This is a genomic window from Mesorhizobium sp. M0771 (genome assembly GCF_040320155.1).
In the GTDB taxonomy this organism is placed as follows: Bacteria; Pseudomonadota; Alphaproteobacteria; order Rhizobiales; family Rhizobiaceae; genus Mesorhizobium.
In genome coordinates this window covers 37,014-55,020 of sequence record NZ_JAMYPC010000001.1, presented here as the reverse complement: position 1 = coordinate 55,020, position 18,007 = coordinate 37,014, and the positions used below count along the sequence as shown (strand labels likewise).

Below are 18,007 nucleotides of genomic sequence, written 5' to 3'. Positions count from 1 at the left end.
TTCGTCCTCCGTGGCGTCACCATTAAATCAGCGACTTGGTTCTGGCCCCGTATCATGACAGCGCCGTTTTCTTGAGTTTTCCCGTGTCCGTCATCGGCAGGTTCGCCACAACGACGATGGATTTCGGGACCATGAAGTTTTCCAGACGCTTCTGGCACTCCTTCTGCAGTTCCCTTTCGCCAATGGCTCTTCCATGCTCCATCACCACAAAAGCTTTCACCGCTTGCCCGAGGAGCTCGTCGGGAACACCTATGACAGCCGCTTCTCGGACTCCTGGAATGTCCATCAGTACATTTTCCACTTCCCTTGGCGCCACCTTCTCGCCTCGCGACTTTATGATCTCATCCCCACGGCCAACGAAGTAGAGGTAACCCTCCGTATCCATCCGGCAGTAGTCGCCGGTGTATAGGACCTGCTCGCCGGGCAGCGGGCCGGGTTTGAGTTTCCTGGCCGTTGCCTCGGGCTTGCCCCAATACCCGTTCATCACCGTTGCGCCGCGAATGACGAGTTGGCCGACAACGCCTGGGCCTATCCGCCTGTCATGCTCGTCAACGATCCACATCTCCGTATTCGGGATTGCGATCCCTACGCTCAATGGCTTTCGCTCGAGGTCCTCTGGCGGCAAATAGGTGCAACGTTTGCATTCGGTGAGACCGTACATCGAATAGATGCGTGCACCCGAAAACAGCTCGCGAAGCATGAAAATATGCTTGAGGGGTAGGGCTGCCGCAGTGTTTGTGACGTAGCGGATGCTCGAGAAATCCTGGTCTTTGAGGGACCTGAGTTCGGAGAGTGCGGCAAAGATTGTGGGCACGCCGGGAAAGCCCGTAACTCCCTCCTGCCTGATCAACCCGAGGATCTGTGCCGGGAAAGCGAACGAGCGTTCGAGCACCAGCCGGGCGCCGGTACGAAAAGCCATGATCATCTGGTACAGTCCATAATCGAAGGCGAGGGGTAGGACATTGAGGATCACCTCGTCCTCGGCAATCGCCAGGTAGGAAGCGACAGACGCGCACGCGGCCATCATGTTTCTGTGCGTCAGCATCACGCCCTTGGGTTCGCCCGTCGACCCGGACGTGTAGATGATGGCTGCCAGATCAACATCGATGCACTGCCGTGCCGGCGGCGTATCCGCGCCATTGGCGAGGGCGGCGTCCCAGCGCACGGCAAACGGCAGCTGGGCGAGTTCGACGTCGTCGATCGGTCCCGATACGATCACCCGCAGAAGTGACGGGCAGCCGCGCGCCGGCTCGCGGAAGATCGCTTGCAGATGGCCGTCCGTGATGAGCGCCGTCGGCCGGCAGTCGTTGAGCAGATAATCGAGCTTGTCGCTCTTGGTGAGCGGGTTGACGATGCACACCACCGCATTCGCCTTTAGCACCGCCCAGAAGCTAACCACCGTCTCGACGGTGTTGTCGGCGAAGATCATCACGCGATCACCGCGAACGACTCCGGATGCGGACAGGTCCCAGGCGATCGCGTTGGCTCGCGTTTCGAGTTCGAGGTAGGTGACACGCTGCCTGTTGCACACCAGCGCCACCTTACTTCCGTGTCGGACGGCGGAATGGGCGAGGTAGTCATGCAGCAATGGTACGGCATCATGCAACATACAGGCGCTCTTCCCGATGTTCGCAGTCGACGTCGACGCTGAGCGTGCATTCGAGCGTTGCACTGGGACAACCCGCGACGAACTGCTGATGAAGAAGTTGGGTCGACAACACGCCGACCAGCGCCATGTTGTCGGCATTGGACAGGTCGCCATCGCCAGTTCTGGCCTGGCATTTGGCAAGCAGGTGCGTGACCCCCTTTGGATCGAAGACATTCGCCTCGCGCAGGGCCTTCTGCGAAACCGCCTCGCGAGCGTAATCCGGAGCGTCTGCGCCGACGAAGCAAAGCGCGTTGGGCGCGCGGAAGGGCTGCTTCTTGCGGGCTACGATCTCGGAGGGCAGGATGGGTGCCGCCATGCGCTTCAGCACGTGCTTTTCGTCGAGGCCGCGGAGTTTGAAGGAGGGCGGCAGCGAATTCGCGAGCCTCACAAGTTCATCGTCCAGGAACGGGAAGCGCCCCTCGACGGAGTGAGCCATCAGCATCCTGTCGCCTTGCGAGGAGAGCAGATAGCCCGACATCAGTGTTTGCACCTCGAGATACTGGTCCTGCGCAAGGGGACTCCAACGGGCAAACTGCGCGGGCAGACGGGCGAGCAACTCGGACACGGCGTCGCGGCCCTGCGTTCGAGCCCGCATATCGGCCGTAAACAAGCGCTTGATGGCCCTGGTGGTTTGCCAGCGGGTTTCATGAGCAAAGCCCGGCGCGTCGTAAGCCTGAATATTTCGCCCGAAGAACTGACGCGCCATCGCCTGCTGTTGCACCGGCGAGCGGGTGAGATAGGGGTAAAGGCGTTCCAGGAGCCGAGAGCGTCGTGTCGAAGTCGGGTGGCGCCCCCAGAAGCGGCGGACCTTGCCTTCGCGGAACAGGTCGTAGCCGGCGAACATTTCGTCAGCGCCTTCGCCGGTCAGCACGACCTTGATTCCACGCTCGCGCACTAGGCGCGAGAGCAGGAAGAGTGGCGCCGGGGCAGTCCTCAGTATCGGGCGTTCGGTGTGTCGGATTACCTCCGGAAAGATTCCGGCTATATCTCTGCGCGAAACGACCACTTCATGGTGCTCACTGCCGGTCGCCTCGGCAACCATTCGCTGGAAGCGGGTCTCGTCATATTCGGCGTCGGCAAAACGCAAGGAGAAGGTTTGGAAGCGATCGCCCGCGAAGCGCCTCGCGAGCGAGGCCACAAGCGAACTGTCCAGCCCTCCGGAGAGGTAGCACCCGACAGGCACGTCGGCGCGCACCATTCTGAGCGCCGTCGCGGCCTCAAGAGCGCTAGACACGCGGTCCACCGCGTCGTTGGAGGACCCGGGGAACTCGCCCTGCCGCGATCCGAAATTGTCGGGATAGGAAGGCTGCCAAAAAATCCGCTCACGAACGGTGCCATCCTGATAGATGCGGACACGACCCGGCTCGAGTTCGTTGATTCCGTGGAAAACTCCTTGCGGCGGAACGACCGTCCAGAGCGTGAACGTCTGATCGATGCCGGCTGGATCAAGGGCGCGAGGTATGGTTCGATCGGCCGCGAAAATGGCTTTCACTTCGCTGGCGAAATAAAGCCGGTGCGCATGCTCGCTGAAATACAGCGGGCAAATGCCGAAGCGGTCGCGCGACAATATAAGACGATTGGCCACTGAATCCCAGATCGCAATTGCCCATTGGCCGTTCATCCGCTCGAAGGCCGTTTCTCCCCACTCACGATAGGCGTGTAGCGCGACCTCCGTGTCGCTGCGGGTTCGGAAGCGGTGGCCGAGCGCCGTGAGTTTTTCACGCAATTCGACGTAGTTGAATATCTCGCCGTTGAACACGATCCACGTCGTATCGCCTGTGTCCGCCATCGGTTGCTGGCCACTGGAAAGATCGACGATGGACAGGCGCACATGCGCCAGCCCCGCGCGTCTGTCCCGGTAGAGACCGCGCCCGTCGGGGCCGCGATGCGCCAGCGCGCCCATCATCTGCATCAGCGCCTGCCGCGAAGGAGAAGCCGCTGTGGCATTCAGCGCCACGATTCCAGCGATGCCGCACATGCTCGGTCAATCTCCGCCTTCCGCGGACAGCAAAGGCCGCGCGTGAAGATAGTGGGCCGCCCTTCGTTTCGCTTCGATGTCCTTGAACACTTTCTGAAGCTGGGGCTCGGTGAGGCCAGCAACCGCCGCGAGCTCATTGCTGGCGACCCCGTGGTTCAGGCCGTAGAGGCATAGATCCATCAGGTGATAGGGCAGCGCGAAATAGAATTCTTCCTGGCTTTGGGTCATGGAAAAGGTGTCGGTGGTCGGTGGCCGCTGCCGGATTTCATCATCCACCTCGAGATATTCCGCGAGTTGATAAACCTGGGTTTTGTAAAGGTGAACGATCGGCATCACGTCGGCGGCTCCGTCGCCCTGCTTGACGAAAAAGCCCTGGTCGTACTCGAGGCGATTTGGAGTGCCGACAACCGCGTATTTGAGGCGGTCGGCGTGATAGTATTCCGTCATCTTGCGCAGGCGCTGCTTGTAGTTTGTCGCAGCAACGATCTGCAGATAGGCAGCTGGCGGCAGACGCACGGTATCTACTTTACCCTGCGGATCCTGGACCGTGAGGCGGGTTATATTGAGCCCGCTGCTCTCCAGAACCGACGCGATCACCAGCTTGCATTTCCACCCTTCCCCATAGTCGGGAACGACGGTCTGGATCGCATCGATCTGCCGGCGGTAGGCCCCAATGGCCTCCAGTGCCGGTGCTATGTCCTCAAGGACGCTTTCAATGCCAAGCTGTGCCGCGACGCGGCGGCCAAGTCTCAGGGAGCCGCCGGAAGAATCCCGCTCCGGCATGAACAGTCCCAGGACCTTGTCTTTCCCGAACGCGCGCATGCACAAGGTCGCGACGACGGAGCTGTCGATACCGCCGGAAAGACCGACAACCACGCCGCGACGATGCAGGGTGCCGAGAACCTGAGTGCGCAAGGTGTCAACGATGCGATCGACCTCCGCGCGGGCATCGAGCGTCAGCATGTCCTTGCTGAATTCCGGAATTATGTCGATGACAAGTCCTCCCTTTTGCGAGATTCGGCGGGGGAATAGGTCTGCACGATGGCCGTCTCGATAAGCGGACGGTTGGTGGCAAGGTTTGGTTCGACGACAAGGTCGATGTGGCTGCCCGTGATCGAAATGACGTCCAGGTGTGCCAAGACGCTGTCCCAGCCCAAGGCCCGCGGCATTCCCTCCCTGCGACATCGGAACAAGGTACCGGAGAGGGGCAGAGCCGGTTTCGGTGCCTCAAGCCATTGGAAGAATGACTTCGCCCTTAAAACCTCCTGCAGTTCCAGTTTGGTCCTGAAGATCGTCGGGTTGAACTCTCCATTGGCAAATCTGTCCAGAATCCTGGCCAGACGCGCTTCGCCGCCCACGGCGACGGTGATCTTCGCAAGGGCTCTGCAAGCCATCCGATGCGCGGATATGCGGTTGGTGCGAATACGATAGAACGTACGGGTAAGTGTCTCCCAATGGTTGCTCGGCTCGTCCAGAAGGCTCGTGTCGAGGATGCCCAGGAACCGCACCGTTCGCCCGGCCTTCATGAGCCGTGCGGCAACCTCGAATGCAACCGCGCCACCCAGAGAATGGCCGAGAAGTCGCACGGGGCCCGCAGGTTGGATGCGGCTTATCTGCTCGAGTGCGGCGCCAGCCATGGCGCTGAGGGTGTTGTGTCCGTCCAGTATCGCCGCAAGGCTCGGATATCGGATCGGGTTTACACGGGCGACTTTCCCTATGGCGGCTGCGAACGCAGCCAGGCTCGGACCATAGCCAACGGACCCTGGAAACAGGAAAAGAACCGGGGGGTGGTGCTTCTTTTCGCGCCCTTCGCCCGACCGTGCAGAGACGACCGCCTCAACCATCTCGTCCAAGCTCATGCCGACGGTGAATGCTTCGAGGCCCAGCTCTTGCCCGATGGCGTTTTCGATCGCCATCACGCAGTGCAGCAGCTGCAGCGAATCTCCTCCAGCATCATCCCAGTTTCCCGTGGCAGTGCCTGTGTTGAGAACCTGCGTCCACGCGTGCTGCACTATTTGACGTGTGTCCTTTGCTCCTCCGGCGGGCGGAGCATCGAGAGTGGACGACCGGGCGACTCGCGCCCTCCTTCCGTGCGAACGATCTATCTCGGCCAGTGTTGCCAAATCGACCTTACCTCCCGACAGGCGTGGGATTGCGTCAACGGGGTGCAATCGCAAGGGACGCAATGGTGCCGGCAAGGTCATTCTGAGGAGCTGGCGAAGGTCGTCTGCAAAAGCGCCGCCTGCGAAGCGCTGGGGAACCGCGAAGGCGATGAGTTCCTGCGCGGCCGTTACCATCACCACGGCATCCGCCACCGAAGGCGCGCAACGCAAGACCCGTTCGAGTTCGGCGGGCTCGATGCGTCGACCATTGATCTTGATCTGGCGCCCTTTGCGGCCGACGATCCTCAAGATGCCATCATCGTCGAGCCGAACGAGGTCCCCGGTCGAAAAAAGCCGAGCCTCGGGATCGTCGGGGTCCGGCTGCGCGGGAACGACCACACCGTTCTCCCAATGACCAAGCAGGACATAGCGGCTTTTGATCAGAAGCTCTCCACTTTCGCCTGGCCCTACATTGCGCTCCGCTTCGTCGACGATAGCGAATGTCATACCAGGGAGCAGCCTGCCGACGGGAACCGACGCGTCTTGCTCGGGCCAGTCAGGCGGCAAGAACCATTGCGAACCGATGGTTTCAGTCGATGAGTAGCCGATCTGGATCAGACACTGGTCCGAAACGGCTTTGCGCAGCAAAGCGATGTCCATCCATGACACTTTCTCCCCACCGATCCGGGCCACTCTGAGCGGCCAGGAAGCGTCGGCGGGCGCCTCAGCCAGGAGGGCTCGAAGCAGTGCCGGCACAAGATAGGCGATCGTCACACCTTCGGACTGCAATCGAGCGCGCGTAGCGCGCAGGCCGACAGCCTCCACTTCGAGAAGATGCAACGTGGCGCCCGTCAGCAGCGCCGCAAAGATCTCCCGGCAACCGGCGATCGTGGCTGGCCCGGTCAGCGGCAGGAAAACGTCATCCGCGCTGATATGGCACGCATCGACATATTGCCGGACCCGCCATAGCAGGCTGCGTTGGCTGTTGACGATTCCCTTGGGGCGCCCGGTGCTGCCCGAAGTGTAAAGCACCAATGCGGGCGCATCGACCGAAACCATAGGGGGCTTATGCTGCTGTTCTGGGTGTTGATCGTTGGACGCCACGGCGGCCGCAATTTCGATCCAGACGATCTCTTGGGCCAATTCGACCGGGCGAACATTTTCGGCGCCTATAATCGCGCCGAGCCCCGCGGCACTGACTATATCGAAAATGCGAGAGGCGGGATCTCTTGTGTTGAGCGGGACCGAAGGCCGTCCCGCCGCCATGGTCGCCAACATCGCCACAGGATACCAAGCGGAGTTTGCTTGCAGGATGCCGATGGCCTGCCCTTCGGGGACGACGGCAGCGATATGAGTTGCCAGCGTCTCGACCGCCCGGAAAAGCTCAGAAAAAGTCAGGCGGTTCGCGCCGTCGCTGATTGCGAGCTTGTCAGGATACCGCCTGGCGACATCTCCAAGGTGGTCGAAGATTGGAGTGTCCGCAAATTTGGCACCCATCTGTCGGTAACGGCGCCAGACTGGCCCCCCTTGGTCAAGATCATATTCGGGAACGACTGACCACTTTCGGGTGGGTCGCAGATCCACCTGTAGGTTTTGATTTGCCACTTCCGAATGCAAACACACTGAGGACATTCAGGGCCCCGCCAAGCTGACGGTCGAACATCGCTCGCCGCGGAGATCTTTTCATCAATCATTCGGATGATGCCTCGATCTTGCCTAGCCAGCGCTTCCCGAGCGTCCTTCAGAAGTTTTGCCATCTGTGTCCAGCACCGGTCGTTTTTCCTTGCAAGCTCCGTCGAGCGCAAGACGGCTTGCCCAGGCGAACGGAGCGATCGGCATCTCCGCTAGAATCCGGGCTCGGTGCCCAGATTCACTGACTGGAACAATCATTCAAATGAACGTTGGTGTGATCTGAAATCCGGCTAAGCTTGATCCGTAGGGGAATGACTGCTCGTTCGGAGACGCTTGAGCATATGATCATCGAGTTGTTTGGGCCGCCTGGCGCGGGTAAAACCACGCTGCTTCGCGGCCTCTGCCAAGGGCTGGCGAGACACGGCATCAATGTGAAGACAGTAAATGGGTATCGCCTGATTGAACCTGGATCGGCTCAGGATGACGCTCCGGAAATCCGCCATGGCATAGGAAGAATTGGCAAAAAGATTGCCACATCCGGTCCTATCTTGCTGTCGACCTTGCCAAAGGACAGTGTCGCGGCCCGGCTTCTGGCATCGATCCCTCTTCGAAGCCGCGTGTGGTCATGGCGAATGAAGGTCGACATCGCCCAACTGTGCCAGTCCTGGCGCCAAGCGCGGGAGTCGCCCGGTTGCTTCATCTTCGAAGAGGGCATGATTCAGGCTTTGTGTGCGCTGGGTGTGCTGGCTAGAACTCCAAGCCTCGACGCGGTCCGCGAGTGCCTGGCGTTCCTGCCGCGGCCGGATCTCGTTGTGCAACTCGACGCGCCCCAGGAAACGTTACGCCGCCGTCTTGTGGATAGGCATGCGCAGCAACCGCTCCTCGAGGTTATGCTGTTCGAACTTGGCGTGGACAAAGGATTAAGGCAGGCCGAAATCTCAAGAGAGGTCGGCGAGTGCCTGCGCCAGGACCGATGGCCGTTGATACAAGTCAATGGTGCTGAACCTCACGACGTGGACGGGGTCGTCGCGCGCGTTCTGGGAGAGCATGTTGGTCATGCTGCCTAGGCTGGCCCATGACCTATGATCCATGACACATTTATGCATTTGGCGCCAAGCCGGGCAGCATCTGCCGCCAAGCGCGCAATCATGTCGAATCGTGCTGATCGAGCACTTCGAGCATGGTCGTCAACATGCTTCCGACTTCCTCAGAGATTTCCTCGGGGCGGATTCCCGCTCTGATGGCATCCGCCGTTGCTTGGTCCGCAAGTTTCGCCGCAAGAGCCGGATCGGCCTTGGTGTAGAGTGGGATCTTATCCTCTACCCATTTCTGCAGGAATTCGATGCCGCGCGCGCTCATACCAAGTACAAGCTCGGCGGGGCTTCTTGGTTCCGTCAGCCATATTCAAGAACGTCAGACCATCTTGCTCAGGCTGACGTCCCACGGTCACGTCACGATGAACGAGGACGCCGTCAGAGCCAGATGTGGCGATAGAGTGGCAAATTGGATCTGATGTGCGCCGCCCGAGCCGTCGCTGTCAAAGGAAAGCGCGCCGGTCGTGCTGTTATAGACGATGTGATCGCCGCTGTCGTGCGCGGCCCTGCCGGCGTAAAACGCCGAAGAGGGAAGGGCGCCTGTATGCAGGCCGGCAAACACGGTGTGGTCGAGTTGGATCTTGTCGTGGCCCACTTTGAAATCGGTGACCTTGTCGATATTGCCGACCTTGAGAGCCGAATCGAAGACAAAGACGTCGTTGCCGCCATGTCCGGTCAGAACGTCTCTCCCGCCACCGCCGTTGATAGTGTTGCTCCCGGAATTGCCATCGATGGTTTGGGCGAATTCGTTTCCCGTGAGCTTGATGGCGGCAGTTCCCAATTTGCTGGTGGTCGCAAGATGCTCGACCTGCGAGCCGGCCGACAGCGCGTAGCTCACCGATGCCAGCACGCTGTCGTTGCCGCTGTGCCGCAGTTCCACCACCTTGTCGCCGGCGTTGTTGACATAGTAGGTGTCGTTGTAGCCGCGGCCCATCATCGTGTCCGCGCCAGCGGTGCCGCGAAGCACATCCGCGCTACCCGTGCCGTAGAAAATGTGATCGCCGGTGCTGGTCGGAGGGACACTTGTGGGCGGAGGCGCTGTGCTGGTAGGCGGCGGCGTCGGTTCGCTGGCCGAAGGACCGCTTGCGGTGCTCTGGTTGTGTTGAAGGAACAGAGCCTGCAGCGTCGGCGAGCTCTCAAGCGCCGTGTCGCCCTGTTGAGAACCCCAAGCATAGGCATAGTCGAAGGCCGGCGAAGGCGCTACCTTGGCCCAGTGGTCCAACATGGTCTTTTCCTGAGCAACGCTGGGCAGGACATAGCGACCGCCCGTGTCGGTCGTCCAGTCGCCGCCGCCGAAGGTCTGATACACGGGAACGACCTGACTGAGCGGGATGCCCGAGGCGACGGCCGCCGCCACAGTCCTGTCGATCATGTTGTAATCAATCGTGCTTGTTCCGGTCCGTACCGGGTAGGGATCCAAGCCGTAATAGTCGATATGCGTGTTGGCAGGATTGAAGGTGTTTGAAAAGTCGGGGTTAGCGGAAGACCCCATGTTCATCATTGTTATGAAGGTCTTGGCGCCGGGCAGGTGGCTGTGGATCCAGTCTGACTCCGCCTTCAGATCAGCGGCGGTGGCATAAGTTCCCCATTTGCCGGTCGGGTCCGGCTCATCGACGAGGAAGAAGCCAAACACTTTCGGATTGCCGATGAAGGGCGTGACCTTCTGGATAAAGGAGGAGGTTGCACCATCTGCTTCATTGAGCCACACCAGGCCTTTCTGGCCGGCCGGCAAGGCGTTGAGCTGGTCCAAGGAAGATACATCAACAAGATTGAATCCGGCTTTCGCGACCTCGGAGGCCGACCCGCCCGAGGCGTAATGGAGTGTTGTCATTGACATACCCTTCGTCCGATTCGGTAGGCGCCCCACACCTGCCTAGGGAAAGGATCCATTAGCGACAAATCAAATACCGGCGTCCCTTGATAGAATCTTTGATCATCGTCCGGAAAACACAACAGCCTCGATGCTACGCTTGCGTCAGAGGTTTGTAGATGATCCAAGTATGTCGGGCGCTCAAGCCTGCAACGAAAGCGTTGCAGCGAAGTCTGCCGGAGCGCCTGCGCATTTGCAGTGGCGGCAATCGGCCAATGCGCGCTTCGGTTGCGCGAGCCACCGCCCAAATGCGCGCTTCCGCAGGATTTATTCGAGCTCAGACCGCAAAAGAATCGCGTCCTGGCGAAGCCCTCCCATTGCAGCCGCTCAATGCTCCTCGTGAGCAAAGCCTCGGCGCCAAATGTCCGCAAGGTCATGCGAGGCGCTCGCCGCTGGCAATTGCGGAGAGGCACTGAACTGGATCCCGCCGGGTTCAACCGAAAGGCGGGCGTGCGGGTCCGAATGACGGGGAGCATGGCAACGCGGTCGCCCATCCGCAGGAAGAGGCGGCTGGTGGTCCGACCGTATCCAAAGACCGGGTGAAAGCCTGTTCCAGACGAAGCGGTCGGGAGAACTGCCGGTGCGAGTCATCACACCATCTGGGTGCGATGTTGATCCGGCGTGAGAAGGCGGGCAGAGAACGCGAGCGCGCGGACCCCGTCGAACACAGCCCTCTTTTTCTAAATATCCGGCCCGCCGTGTCGTACGCGAACGTGTCGTCGTTGCACCGTCAGACCGGATGATCCAACGCACTGACCGAGGCGACAGCGATTGTGGCTGCATTGCCGCATCGTTGATCAGCTTGCTTCATGCAAACAGACGAGGACAGCACGAAAGCCTGCTCCTAGCGTGGGACTGGCTGTTGTGTGTTCAGGGGCGATGAAACCGGCCATGGAAACCGCGGATAGGGTCAGCTGTTTTACGAGATTGGGATCGCATCCAGGAGCGACAGGATGAGTCCGCATCTGGTTTGCGTTGGCGGCGAGGATCATAGACTAAGAATCCCGTTTCTTTTGGCGCTTCGCGAAAGGGGTTTTCAAGTCACTGCCGTTTCGAGTGATCTCGGAGCCGCCTTTTCACCCCATGGCATTGCCCATCGCCGATTCGGGTTCGACCGCTTTGGCAGCGGCGGTGCAGAATGGGGTGCTGTCGGCGCGATCCGTGAACTGATGTCCGAACTGCGTCCGGACATCATTCAAAGTTTCGACACCAAGCCCAATCTCCTAACTCCACTGGCGGTGCGCGGGCACGTTCCCGTCGTTCGCACCATCAACGGGCTTGGTTGGACATTCTCGTCGCGGGAGCCGCGGGCCCTGGCATTGCGTCCTTTCTTTTGCGGCCTTCAGGGGGTGGCGTCTCGTTGGACAGCCATGACCGTCTTCCAGAATAGTGATGATCAGGCCTTCTTCGAGCGCTATCGGCTGGTGGCTCGCGGCAAAGGGCGACTGATCCGGAGTTCTGGCATCGACCCCGATGCATTCTCGATGGCAAGGTATCGTGGTCCTTCGGCTGCCACGATGCGCGAGGAACTTGGCCTACAATCGGCCCAGGTCATAATATTTGTCGGTCGGCTCACGCGGCAGAAGGGGATTCCAACCCTCATCGAGGCGGTTCCTCGCGTTATCCGCGAGAGGCCCAACGCGCGTTTCGTACTTGTCGGCCCGCAAGACTCCGAAGGTCCGTTTGCCGTCAGCAGAGCCGATATCGAGCGCCATGTTCCCCACGTTGTCGCATTGGGGCCAAGGCGCGACATTCCAGCCCTCCTTGGCATGGCGGATATCTTTGCGTTTCCGACGCAATATCGCGAGGGAATTCCGCGTGTCCTGCTGGAGGCGGGATTGTCCGGATTGCCGATCGTCGCCTCGAATATGCCGGGCTGCAACGATGTGGTTGAGGATGGCTGGAACGGCTATCTCGTGGCGCCGCGCGATGCGGATGGCTTGGCCTCCCGGATAGTCGATCTTCTTTCCGACCCCGCCCGTGGCAAGACGATGGGCAGCCGTTCCGTCGGATTCGTGCGGGAGCGGTTCTCGCTGTCGTGGGTGATCGACCAGTATTGCGACCTGTATAAGACAATACTGGGTGGCAGATATCGCAGCAGGCTTGTTCAAGCTGCGCAGGCGAATCCGAGGGAAGAGGCGGTGCCAAGCCCCCATCGACTGGGTGAGGCGCGGCAATGATGCGTGATGCGCTTCTGGCCTTCGGCGTCGCGATGTCCTACGCGGCGCAACTCAGCATCCCAGGGCTGCCCTTCGGCTACAGCGAACTGTGCCTCACGCTCTGGATAATGCTGTCGATGACGCGAATCCTTGCTGGCGGCCAACTGGAGGTTACGCCGGCCCTGGCCAAGCTTGGGCTTTTCTGGCTGATCCTGGCGCTTGCCATGGGCGTGGGTTACATCATCGGTTTTCTGACAACCACGTTGTTCCTGGATCCGTTGTTGCACGACACGCTGGCCTATGTGCTGTTGGCGTGCGTCACCTGTCTGGCCGCTGCGGAGCCCAACGCGTCTTTCCGTTTGCGTCGTATCGCCTGGTGGATGGTTGCTATCGCGAATGCGGGCTTCATCATTCAGGTAGGGCTTGGCTTCGGCTGGCTCCATCAGGCTGGGGTCGAGCCCTGGTACTGGGACCGCTTCTGCGGATGGTCCGACAATCCGAACCAGCTTGCGCTCTACTGCGCCCTGCTCGGTCCACTGGCCTTGCATCTTGCCACAACCACCAGCAATAAATGGGGAAGATGCCTTGCCCTATGCAGCCTCATATTCACCGTTTACGTCGGAAGGCTGACAAAAAGCGATACCTACCTTTATACCACGGTCCTGGCTTGTCTGATCCTTCTCGGGCTGCGGGTCCGGGCCTGGCTGACGAGCGACGGCAATAAGGCGAGCCTTTCAAGGCAGCTTGCCGTCCTGATGGCCGTTGGCTTCCTGCCGCTGGCCCTGTCTATAGCGCCCTATGCCCTCAGCGAGGCCTCCAGCGCCGAAGACTTCGCCAAGAGCCTGACCAAAGACAAGGGCGGGGAAGCGACTGCCCAAACCGCGGCGCTTCGCCTCTACCTCTGGAATGCAGCCTTGGAGAAGGGGGCACGATCGGGATCGCTTGGACTGGGTCCGGGCCCGCACCTAGATAGTCCCCCCGTGGTCAATCAACAGTTTTTGCCGCGGCCCTTCGAGGCGCACAGCACCATCCTGGATCTCTACACTCAGGGCGGCCTGATTTCGGTTCTAGCCCTGATGTGGATCTTCGGCTCGGCTGCGTTGTCCGCCTGGCGGGCGAAGCTGGATGCTCTGGTGGCGCTCGTGGCATCGATCGCCGTCTTCAGTGCTCCGCATTTGGTCATCCGCCATCCGATCGTGTGGTTCTGTCTGACCCTCTGCCTTGTCGCTGGGACGCCGGAAGCGATCCCCGCGATTGTTCGCGAGAGGAGATGCTAGAATGTGTGGGATCGCCGGAATTTTGTTGGCGCCCGATGCACCCAACGCAAGTGCGCTTAGGGCCATCGGACCGATGGCGACGGCGCTTCGTCATCGCGGACCTGACGGTGAGGCCTTCTGGGTGAGCCGTGAAGGGGGGGTAGCCTTCGGCCACCGGCGACTGGCCATCGTCGATCTGTCCGGAGCGGGTCGCCAGCCAATGCTCTCCGCGAGCGGTCGGTATGTCATCACCTTCAATGGCGAGATATACAACTTTCGCGATCTGCGCCGTGAACTGGAAGGGGCGGGCCATCATTTCCGCGGCGCCAGTGACACGGAGGTCATGCTGTGCGCGATCGAAAGCTGGGGCCTTGATGCAGCCCTCGCGCGCTTCGCTGGCATGTTTGCTTTCGGGCTGTGGGACCTGGAGAACCGAACGCTTCAGCTTGCCCGCGACCGAATGGGCAAGAAGCCACTCTATGTCGCCTTGACACGTGACGCGCTTGTCTTCGCCTCGGAGCTGAAGGCGATCACTTGCTTCCCAGGCTTCACTCCGGAACTCGATGTCGATGCGGCGACGACGATGGTTTCCAACGGCTGGGTGCCGGATGACCGTTGCATTTGGCAAGGCGTGTTCAAGCTGCCGCCTGGTTCAATCCTGTCGGTCACTGCGGCGCAATTCGCCGACGCCCGCGGCACCGGTTCGCTTGCGCATCGCATTCACCCTTGGTGGTCGCTGGCCGATGTCGCCAGCAAGGGACAGCGCGATCCGATAGCCGCCAGCGACGAGGACCTCGCGACCGAGCTCGACAGCCTGCTCCGCCTGGCCGTCAAGCAACGAATGATTGCAGATGTGCCGCTGGGCGCCTTTCTGTCGGGCGGAATCGACAGCTCGACTGTCGTCGCGCTGATGCAGGCACAGTCCCGAAACCCCGTTCGTACGTTCACCATAGCGTTCGGCGAAGGTGGGTTTGATGAAGCTCCCCATGCGGCCGCGGTGGCTCGGCATCTGGGCACCGATCATACGGAACTTCATCTCTCGCCGGCCGCCGCGCTTGAGGTCATTCCGGAGCTGCCCCGGATTTGGGACGAGCCGTTTGCCGATGAATCGCAGATACCGACGCTGCTGGTGTCGCGGCTCGCGCGGCAACATGTAACCGTGGCGCTTTCAGGCGATGGTGGCGACGAGTGCTTCGCAGGCTATTCTCGACACTTCCTGGCAACCCGCCTCACAAAGCAGCATGAGCTGCCATTGTCATTTCGCCGGCTGTTGGCATCGGGGGCTGGGTTGCTGGCCCAAGCCTCTCAGAAAGATATCTTCGGCAATCTGCCGCTTTCATCGAATATGCGGCATGGCTTGCGCGGTGACCGCCTGGCTCGCCTTGCCCGCCTGCTCGCGGCGCGAGATGAGGACGAACTCCTTCTGCAACTGACCAAATCTTCAGCCAACGACCTTGTTCATCGCAAGCCGTCGACAGCACCTACCGACACGACAAAGCTCGACGGCCTGCTCTCGCGTCTCCTATTCGCCGACATGACAGGCTACCTACCGGGCGACATTTTGGTGAAGCTCGATCGAGCCACCATGGCCAGCAGCCTCGAGGGGCGATGCCCGATCCTGGACCATCGCGTCGTTGAATTCGCCTGGCGCTTGCCAGCCCGTGCCAAAGTCCGAAACGGGAAGGGCAAATGGTTGCTTCGCCGACTGCTTGATCGTTATGTACCACGCCGACTGGTCGACCGGCCCAAGCAAGGTTTCGACGTTCCGGTCGGGACTTGGTTGAAAGGGCCCTTGCGCGGCTGGGCAACCGATATAATTGCCACGATCGGCCGCTCCGGGGACGGGGTCATCGACCGTGAGAAGGTCGACGCATGCTGGCGCAATCATCTGCATGGAAGCCAAGATAATTTCCGCGACCTGTGGCCGGTGCTCATGTTTCAGGCGTGGCGCAACGAAGCCATGCGGCCATCGACGGTCGCCACGCACCCTTCTTACCATATCGAACTGACAGGGGATTGAGATGGAAGGTTCCATAGCCAACCGCGCCCGGCGTCCGCGCGCCAAGCAGATGGAAGCTGGGACACTTGAAACCAATCTGCGCTTGATGCGGCCGCCACGCGAGCCAACGCAATCGTCACCCTTCCACCAGCTCGTCATCATCCTGACGACGCGAAAATGGTTCTTGCTTGCCATGGCCCTTCTGGGCGGCATCCTGGCCGGACTGGCAGGCTTCACCCGCCCGGTGCTGTTCGAGGCAACGACGCAGGTCATTATCGACGCCCCGAGCAGCAGTGCTTCGGGTGGCGTGGCATCCGCCCAGGACTCGCTGGAATCGAACATCGATGATCATCTGACGATGCTCTCCTCGCAAGGCCACCTGCGTCGGGTCCTGGCAGCACTGCGCAAAGCCCAACCAGTCGACGGTAACGGAAAGAGCGTCGTCAATGCCGTCCCGCCCGCGGCTGGCTCGTTCCTCATCGACCTCCTGAACAGGGCCTGGAGACAGGATAAGACAGTGGCGGAAAATCCGGACGCAGCGGACGCGCCCGAGCTGAAGGCGCTACGCAAGGGAATGAGGGTCGGACAAGAGCTGCGATCGCGCGTCATCACCATCGGGTTCACCGATCCAAGTCCGGCGCGTGCGGCACTTGTCGCGAACACGTTCGCCCAGGTCTACATTCAAGATCTGGTACAAAAAAGCCGAGCATCGGATCAGGTTCATCTGGATTCGATAGTCGCCAGCCTTCCGCAAGTACAAAGGGATCTTGTCGAAGCGACAGATCGGCTGGAGACATACCGGCTCACGCATGGCGCCGTCGATCAGACTGCGGCCAACAACGCAGCCAGTGAGACAGCGGAACTCGGCCGGCAGATATTCCTATCGAAAGCCAGTCTTTCCGCGTCGGAAGCGCGCCTTCGCCGTATTGAGGACCTGCGCAAGGCGGGCGCCCCGGTCACGGCCATCGCTGAAGAAATCGGGTCGCCCGTGTTGACGGACCTAGTGACACGCCAGTCGGGTGCCGCCGCCGACGGCGATCTGCGCAACGCGATCGCCCGCGAAATGGAGCAAAGCGTTGCCCGAATCGCTGCCGAGGCAAATGTCTACCGGTCCCAGGCTACGGCTCTTGAAAGTCGCAAAGCGATGCTCGACGCGGCCGTGGCCGACACGGCGAGCCAACTTTCGGGGCTGCGTTCCCTTGAGCCTCGGGTAGCCATCGTGACGCAGCATTACAACGAACTCCTGAGCCGGCAGCAGGACTTGACACGTCGCATCGCCGCTCCTTCCCCAGGCGTAGCGGTCCTTTCGACCGCCTGGCCGCCGTCGACCCCCATGACATTGTCGCCAATTTTCCTGATTCCCCCCGGCATGGTCGTCTTTGGTCTCATGGGGGCGGTCATTGTCCTGGTCCGCAACGGTTTCAACCAAACCTTGCGCAGTGAAGCCGAAGCCGAGGCCGAGCTTGGGGTCCCGTGCGTAGGACTGCTTCCCAGGGTTGCGGGACTTAACGCCAGAAAGCTGCGGCATCTGGTTCTGAGCCAGCAGAACTTGCCGTTCAGCCGCGCCGTGACTTCGCTGCTCGTCACTGCGGCGCCAACTCAGGGGAAGGGGCAGCCGCCGCATATCATTCTCGTGACGTCCAGCATCCAGGACGATGCCAAGACCGAGTTGGCATGGAGCCTGGCGCTGGCGGCAACGCGGCTGGGAGGAAGAGTGCTTTTCCTCGATCTCGATCGCAAGGATGTACGGCTCACGAACGGGTTTCGTGGTGAATTCAGCACCGACAAGGCCCGGAACTCCTTCGGCGACTATGTGAATGAACGTTGCGTGCTGAAGGATGCAATTACGAGGATGCCGGAAATCGGTATCGACCTCATGGCCGCTCCAGCACCTTCCGATGATCTCCTGACGCTTCTGTCCACCGTCGACAAATGCCAGTTCACCGAGGAGCTGCGTTCGGCCTACGACGTGGTCATCATGAACGGTCCCCTGGGCCTCGGGGGGCCTGAAACCAGGCTGCTTAAGCGCTGGGCCGATTCGGTGCTTTTTGCCGTTCGCTGGGCAAGGACGAGGCGCAGCATTGCCCGTGGTGCTCTGGATGCAATAGGGGCCGGCGGATCCGCCACCGTTCCAGTAGGGAGTGTGCTCACCCGGGTGAACCTGAAGAGGCTAGCCGGCTCCAGGCTCGGAGACAACGCCGATCTTCTGTTGGAGAGGGTTTGAAGATGCGTGTGCGATCTTCAACAGAAGCTCCAGGGAGCGATCGCG

At 60.7% G+C, this 18,007-nt stretch carries 11 protein-coding genes; 5 read left to right on the top strand and 6 right to left on the bottom strand.

Going from position 1 to position 18,007, the window contains the following annotated elements; all coding sequences use genetic code 11:
• Positions 1-52: 52 nt before the first annotated feature.
• Genes NKI05_RS00215 through NKI05_RS00200 form a run of 4 tightly spaced genes read right to left on the bottom strand, consistent with a single transcriptional unit; the run spans position 53 to position 7,360 of the window.
• A complete protein-coding gene (locus NKI05_RS00215) occupies positions 53-1,609 on the bottom strand; it encodes a class I adenylate-forming enzyme family protein (RefSeq protein WP_023830100.1) in 1,557 nt (518 codons plus the stop codon).
• On the bottom strand, positions 1,599-3,626 hold the full coding sequence (gene asnB, locus NKI05_RS00210) for an asparagine synthase (glutamine-hydrolyzing) (protein WP_023815049.1): 2,028 nt from the start codon (positions 3,624-3,626) through the stop codon (positions 1,599-1,601). The genes NKI05_RS00215 and asnB (NKI05_RS00210) overlap by 11 nt, the downstream gene beginning before the upstream one ends.
• A gap of 6 nt (positions 3,627-3,632) precedes the next feature.
• Positions 3,633-4,613, bottom strand: coding sequence for an NAD(+) synthase (nadE, locus tag NKI05_RS00205; protein WP_280940080.1), 981 nt, complete (start codon positions 4,611-4,613; stop codon positions 3,633-3,635).
• Positions 4,610-7,360 carry a non-ribosomal peptide synthetase gene (locus NKI05_RS00200; protein ID WP_023815051.1) on the bottom strand — a complete coding sequence of 917 codons (2,751 nt, stop codon included), beginning with the start codon at positions 7,358-7,360 and terminating at the stop codon, positions 4,610-4,612. Before NKI05_RS00200 ends, nadE begins: the two co-directional genes overlap by 4 nt.
• 341 nt (positions 7,361-7,701) lie before the next feature.
• Between NKI05_RS00200 and NKI05_RS00195 the strand changes: the two genes are divergently transcribed.
• Complete coding sequence (locus NKI05_RS00195; protein WP_023670888.1) at positions 7,702-8,427, top strand: AAA family ATPase; 726 nt, start codon at positions 7,702-7,704, stop codon at positions 8,425-8,427.
• 79 nt (positions 8,428-8,506) lie between these two features.
• Here NKI05_RS00195 and NKI05_RS00190 read toward each other — a convergent pair whose 3' ends face one another.
• Both NKI05_RS00190 and NKI05_RS00185 read right to left on the bottom strand, forming a co-directional pair.
• Positions 8,507-8,719, bottom strand: coding sequence for a DUF768 domain-containing protein (locus NKI05_RS00190; protein ID WP_023670889.1), 213 nt, complete (start codon positions 8,717-8,719; stop codon positions 8,507-8,509).
• An 87-nt stretch (positions 8,720-8,806) separates the two neighbouring features.
• The gene (locus tag NKI05_RS00185) at positions 8,807-10,285 is read right to left on the bottom strand and encodes a M10 family metallopeptidase C-terminal domain-containing protein (protein ID WP_023681029.1); all 1,479 of its coding nucleotides are present in this window, start codon (positions 10,283-10,285) and stop codon (positions 8,807-8,809) included.
• 992 nt (positions 10,286-11,277) lie between these two features.
• Here NKI05_RS00185 and NKI05_RS00180 point away from each other — a divergent pair.
• From NKI05_RS00180 to NKI05_RS00165, 4 genes are read left to right on the top strand one after another with little or no spacing between them, the layout of a single operon-like run.
• Entirely contained in the window at positions 11,278-12,504 is a 1,227-nt protein-coding gene (locus tag NKI05_RS00180; protein WP_023681030.1) for a glycosyltransferase family 4 protein, read from the top strand.
• Entirely contained in the window at positions 12,501-13,760 is a 1,260-nt protein-coding gene (locus tag NKI05_RS00175; protein WP_352521939.1) for an O-antigen ligase family protein, read from the top strand. The genes NKI05_RS00180 and NKI05_RS00175 overlap by 4 nt, the downstream gene beginning before the upstream one ends.
• A 1-nt stretch (position 13,761) precedes the next feature.
• Positions 13,762-15,759 carry an asparagine synthase (glutamine-hydrolyzing) gene (gene asnB, locus NKI05_RS00170; protein WP_023733256.1) on the top strand — a complete coding sequence of 666 codons (1,998 nt, stop codon included), beginning with the start codon at positions 13,762-13,764 and terminating at the stop codon, positions 15,757-15,759.
• A gap of 1 nt (position 15,760) precedes the next feature.
• Positions 15,761-17,962 carry a GumC family protein gene (locus tag NKI05_RS00165; RefSeq protein WP_023733255.1) on the top strand — a complete coding sequence of 734 codons (2,202 nt, stop codon included), beginning with the start codon at positions 15,761-15,763 and terminating at the stop codon, positions 17,960-17,962.
• The last annotated feature ends 45 nt before the right edge of the window (positions 17,963-18,007 follow it).

Bases quoted from the DNA above. Each gene is read 5' to 3' on its own strand.
- NKI05_RS00200 (WP_023815051.1), bottom strand. From the start codon at position 7,360: ATGTCCTCAGTGTGTTTGCATTCGGAAGTGGCAAATCAAAACCTACAG.
- NKI05_RS00190 (WP_023670889.1), bottom strand. From the start codon at position 8,719: ATGAGCGCGCGCGGCATCGAATTCCTGCAGAAATGGGTAGAGGATAAG.
- NKI05_RS00195 (WP_023670888.1), top strand. From the start codon at position 7,702: ATGATCATCGAGTTGTTTGGGCCGCCTGGCGCGGGTAAAACCACGCTG.
- NKI05_RS00165 (WP_023733255.1), top strand. From the start codon at position 15,761: ATGGAAGGTTCCATAGCCAACCGCGCCCGGCGTCCGCGCGCCAAGCAG.
- asnB (WP_023815049.1), bottom strand. From the start codon at position 3,626: ATGTGCGGCATCGCTGGAATCGTGGCGCTGAATGCCACAGCGGCTTCT.
- asnB (WP_023733256.1), top strand. From the start codon at position 13,762: ATGTGTGGGATCGCCGGAATTTTGTTGGCGCCCGATGCACCCAACGCA.
- NKI05_RS00185 (WP_023681029.1), bottom strand. From the start codon at position 10,285: ATGACAACACTCCATTACGCCTCGGGCGGGTCGGCCTCCGAGGTCGCG.
- NKI05_RS00180 (WP_023681030.1), top strand. From the start codon at position 11,278: ATGAGTCCGCATCTGGTTTGCGTTGGCGGCGAGGATCATAGACTAAGA.
- NKI05_RS00175 (WP_352521939.1), top strand. From the start codon at position 12,501: ATGATGCGTGATGCGCTTCTGGCCTTCGGCGTCGCGATGTCCTACGCG.
- NKI05_RS00215 (WP_023830100.1), bottom strand. From the start codon at position 1,609: ATGTTGCATGATGCCGTACCATTGCTGCATGACTACCTCGCCCATTCC.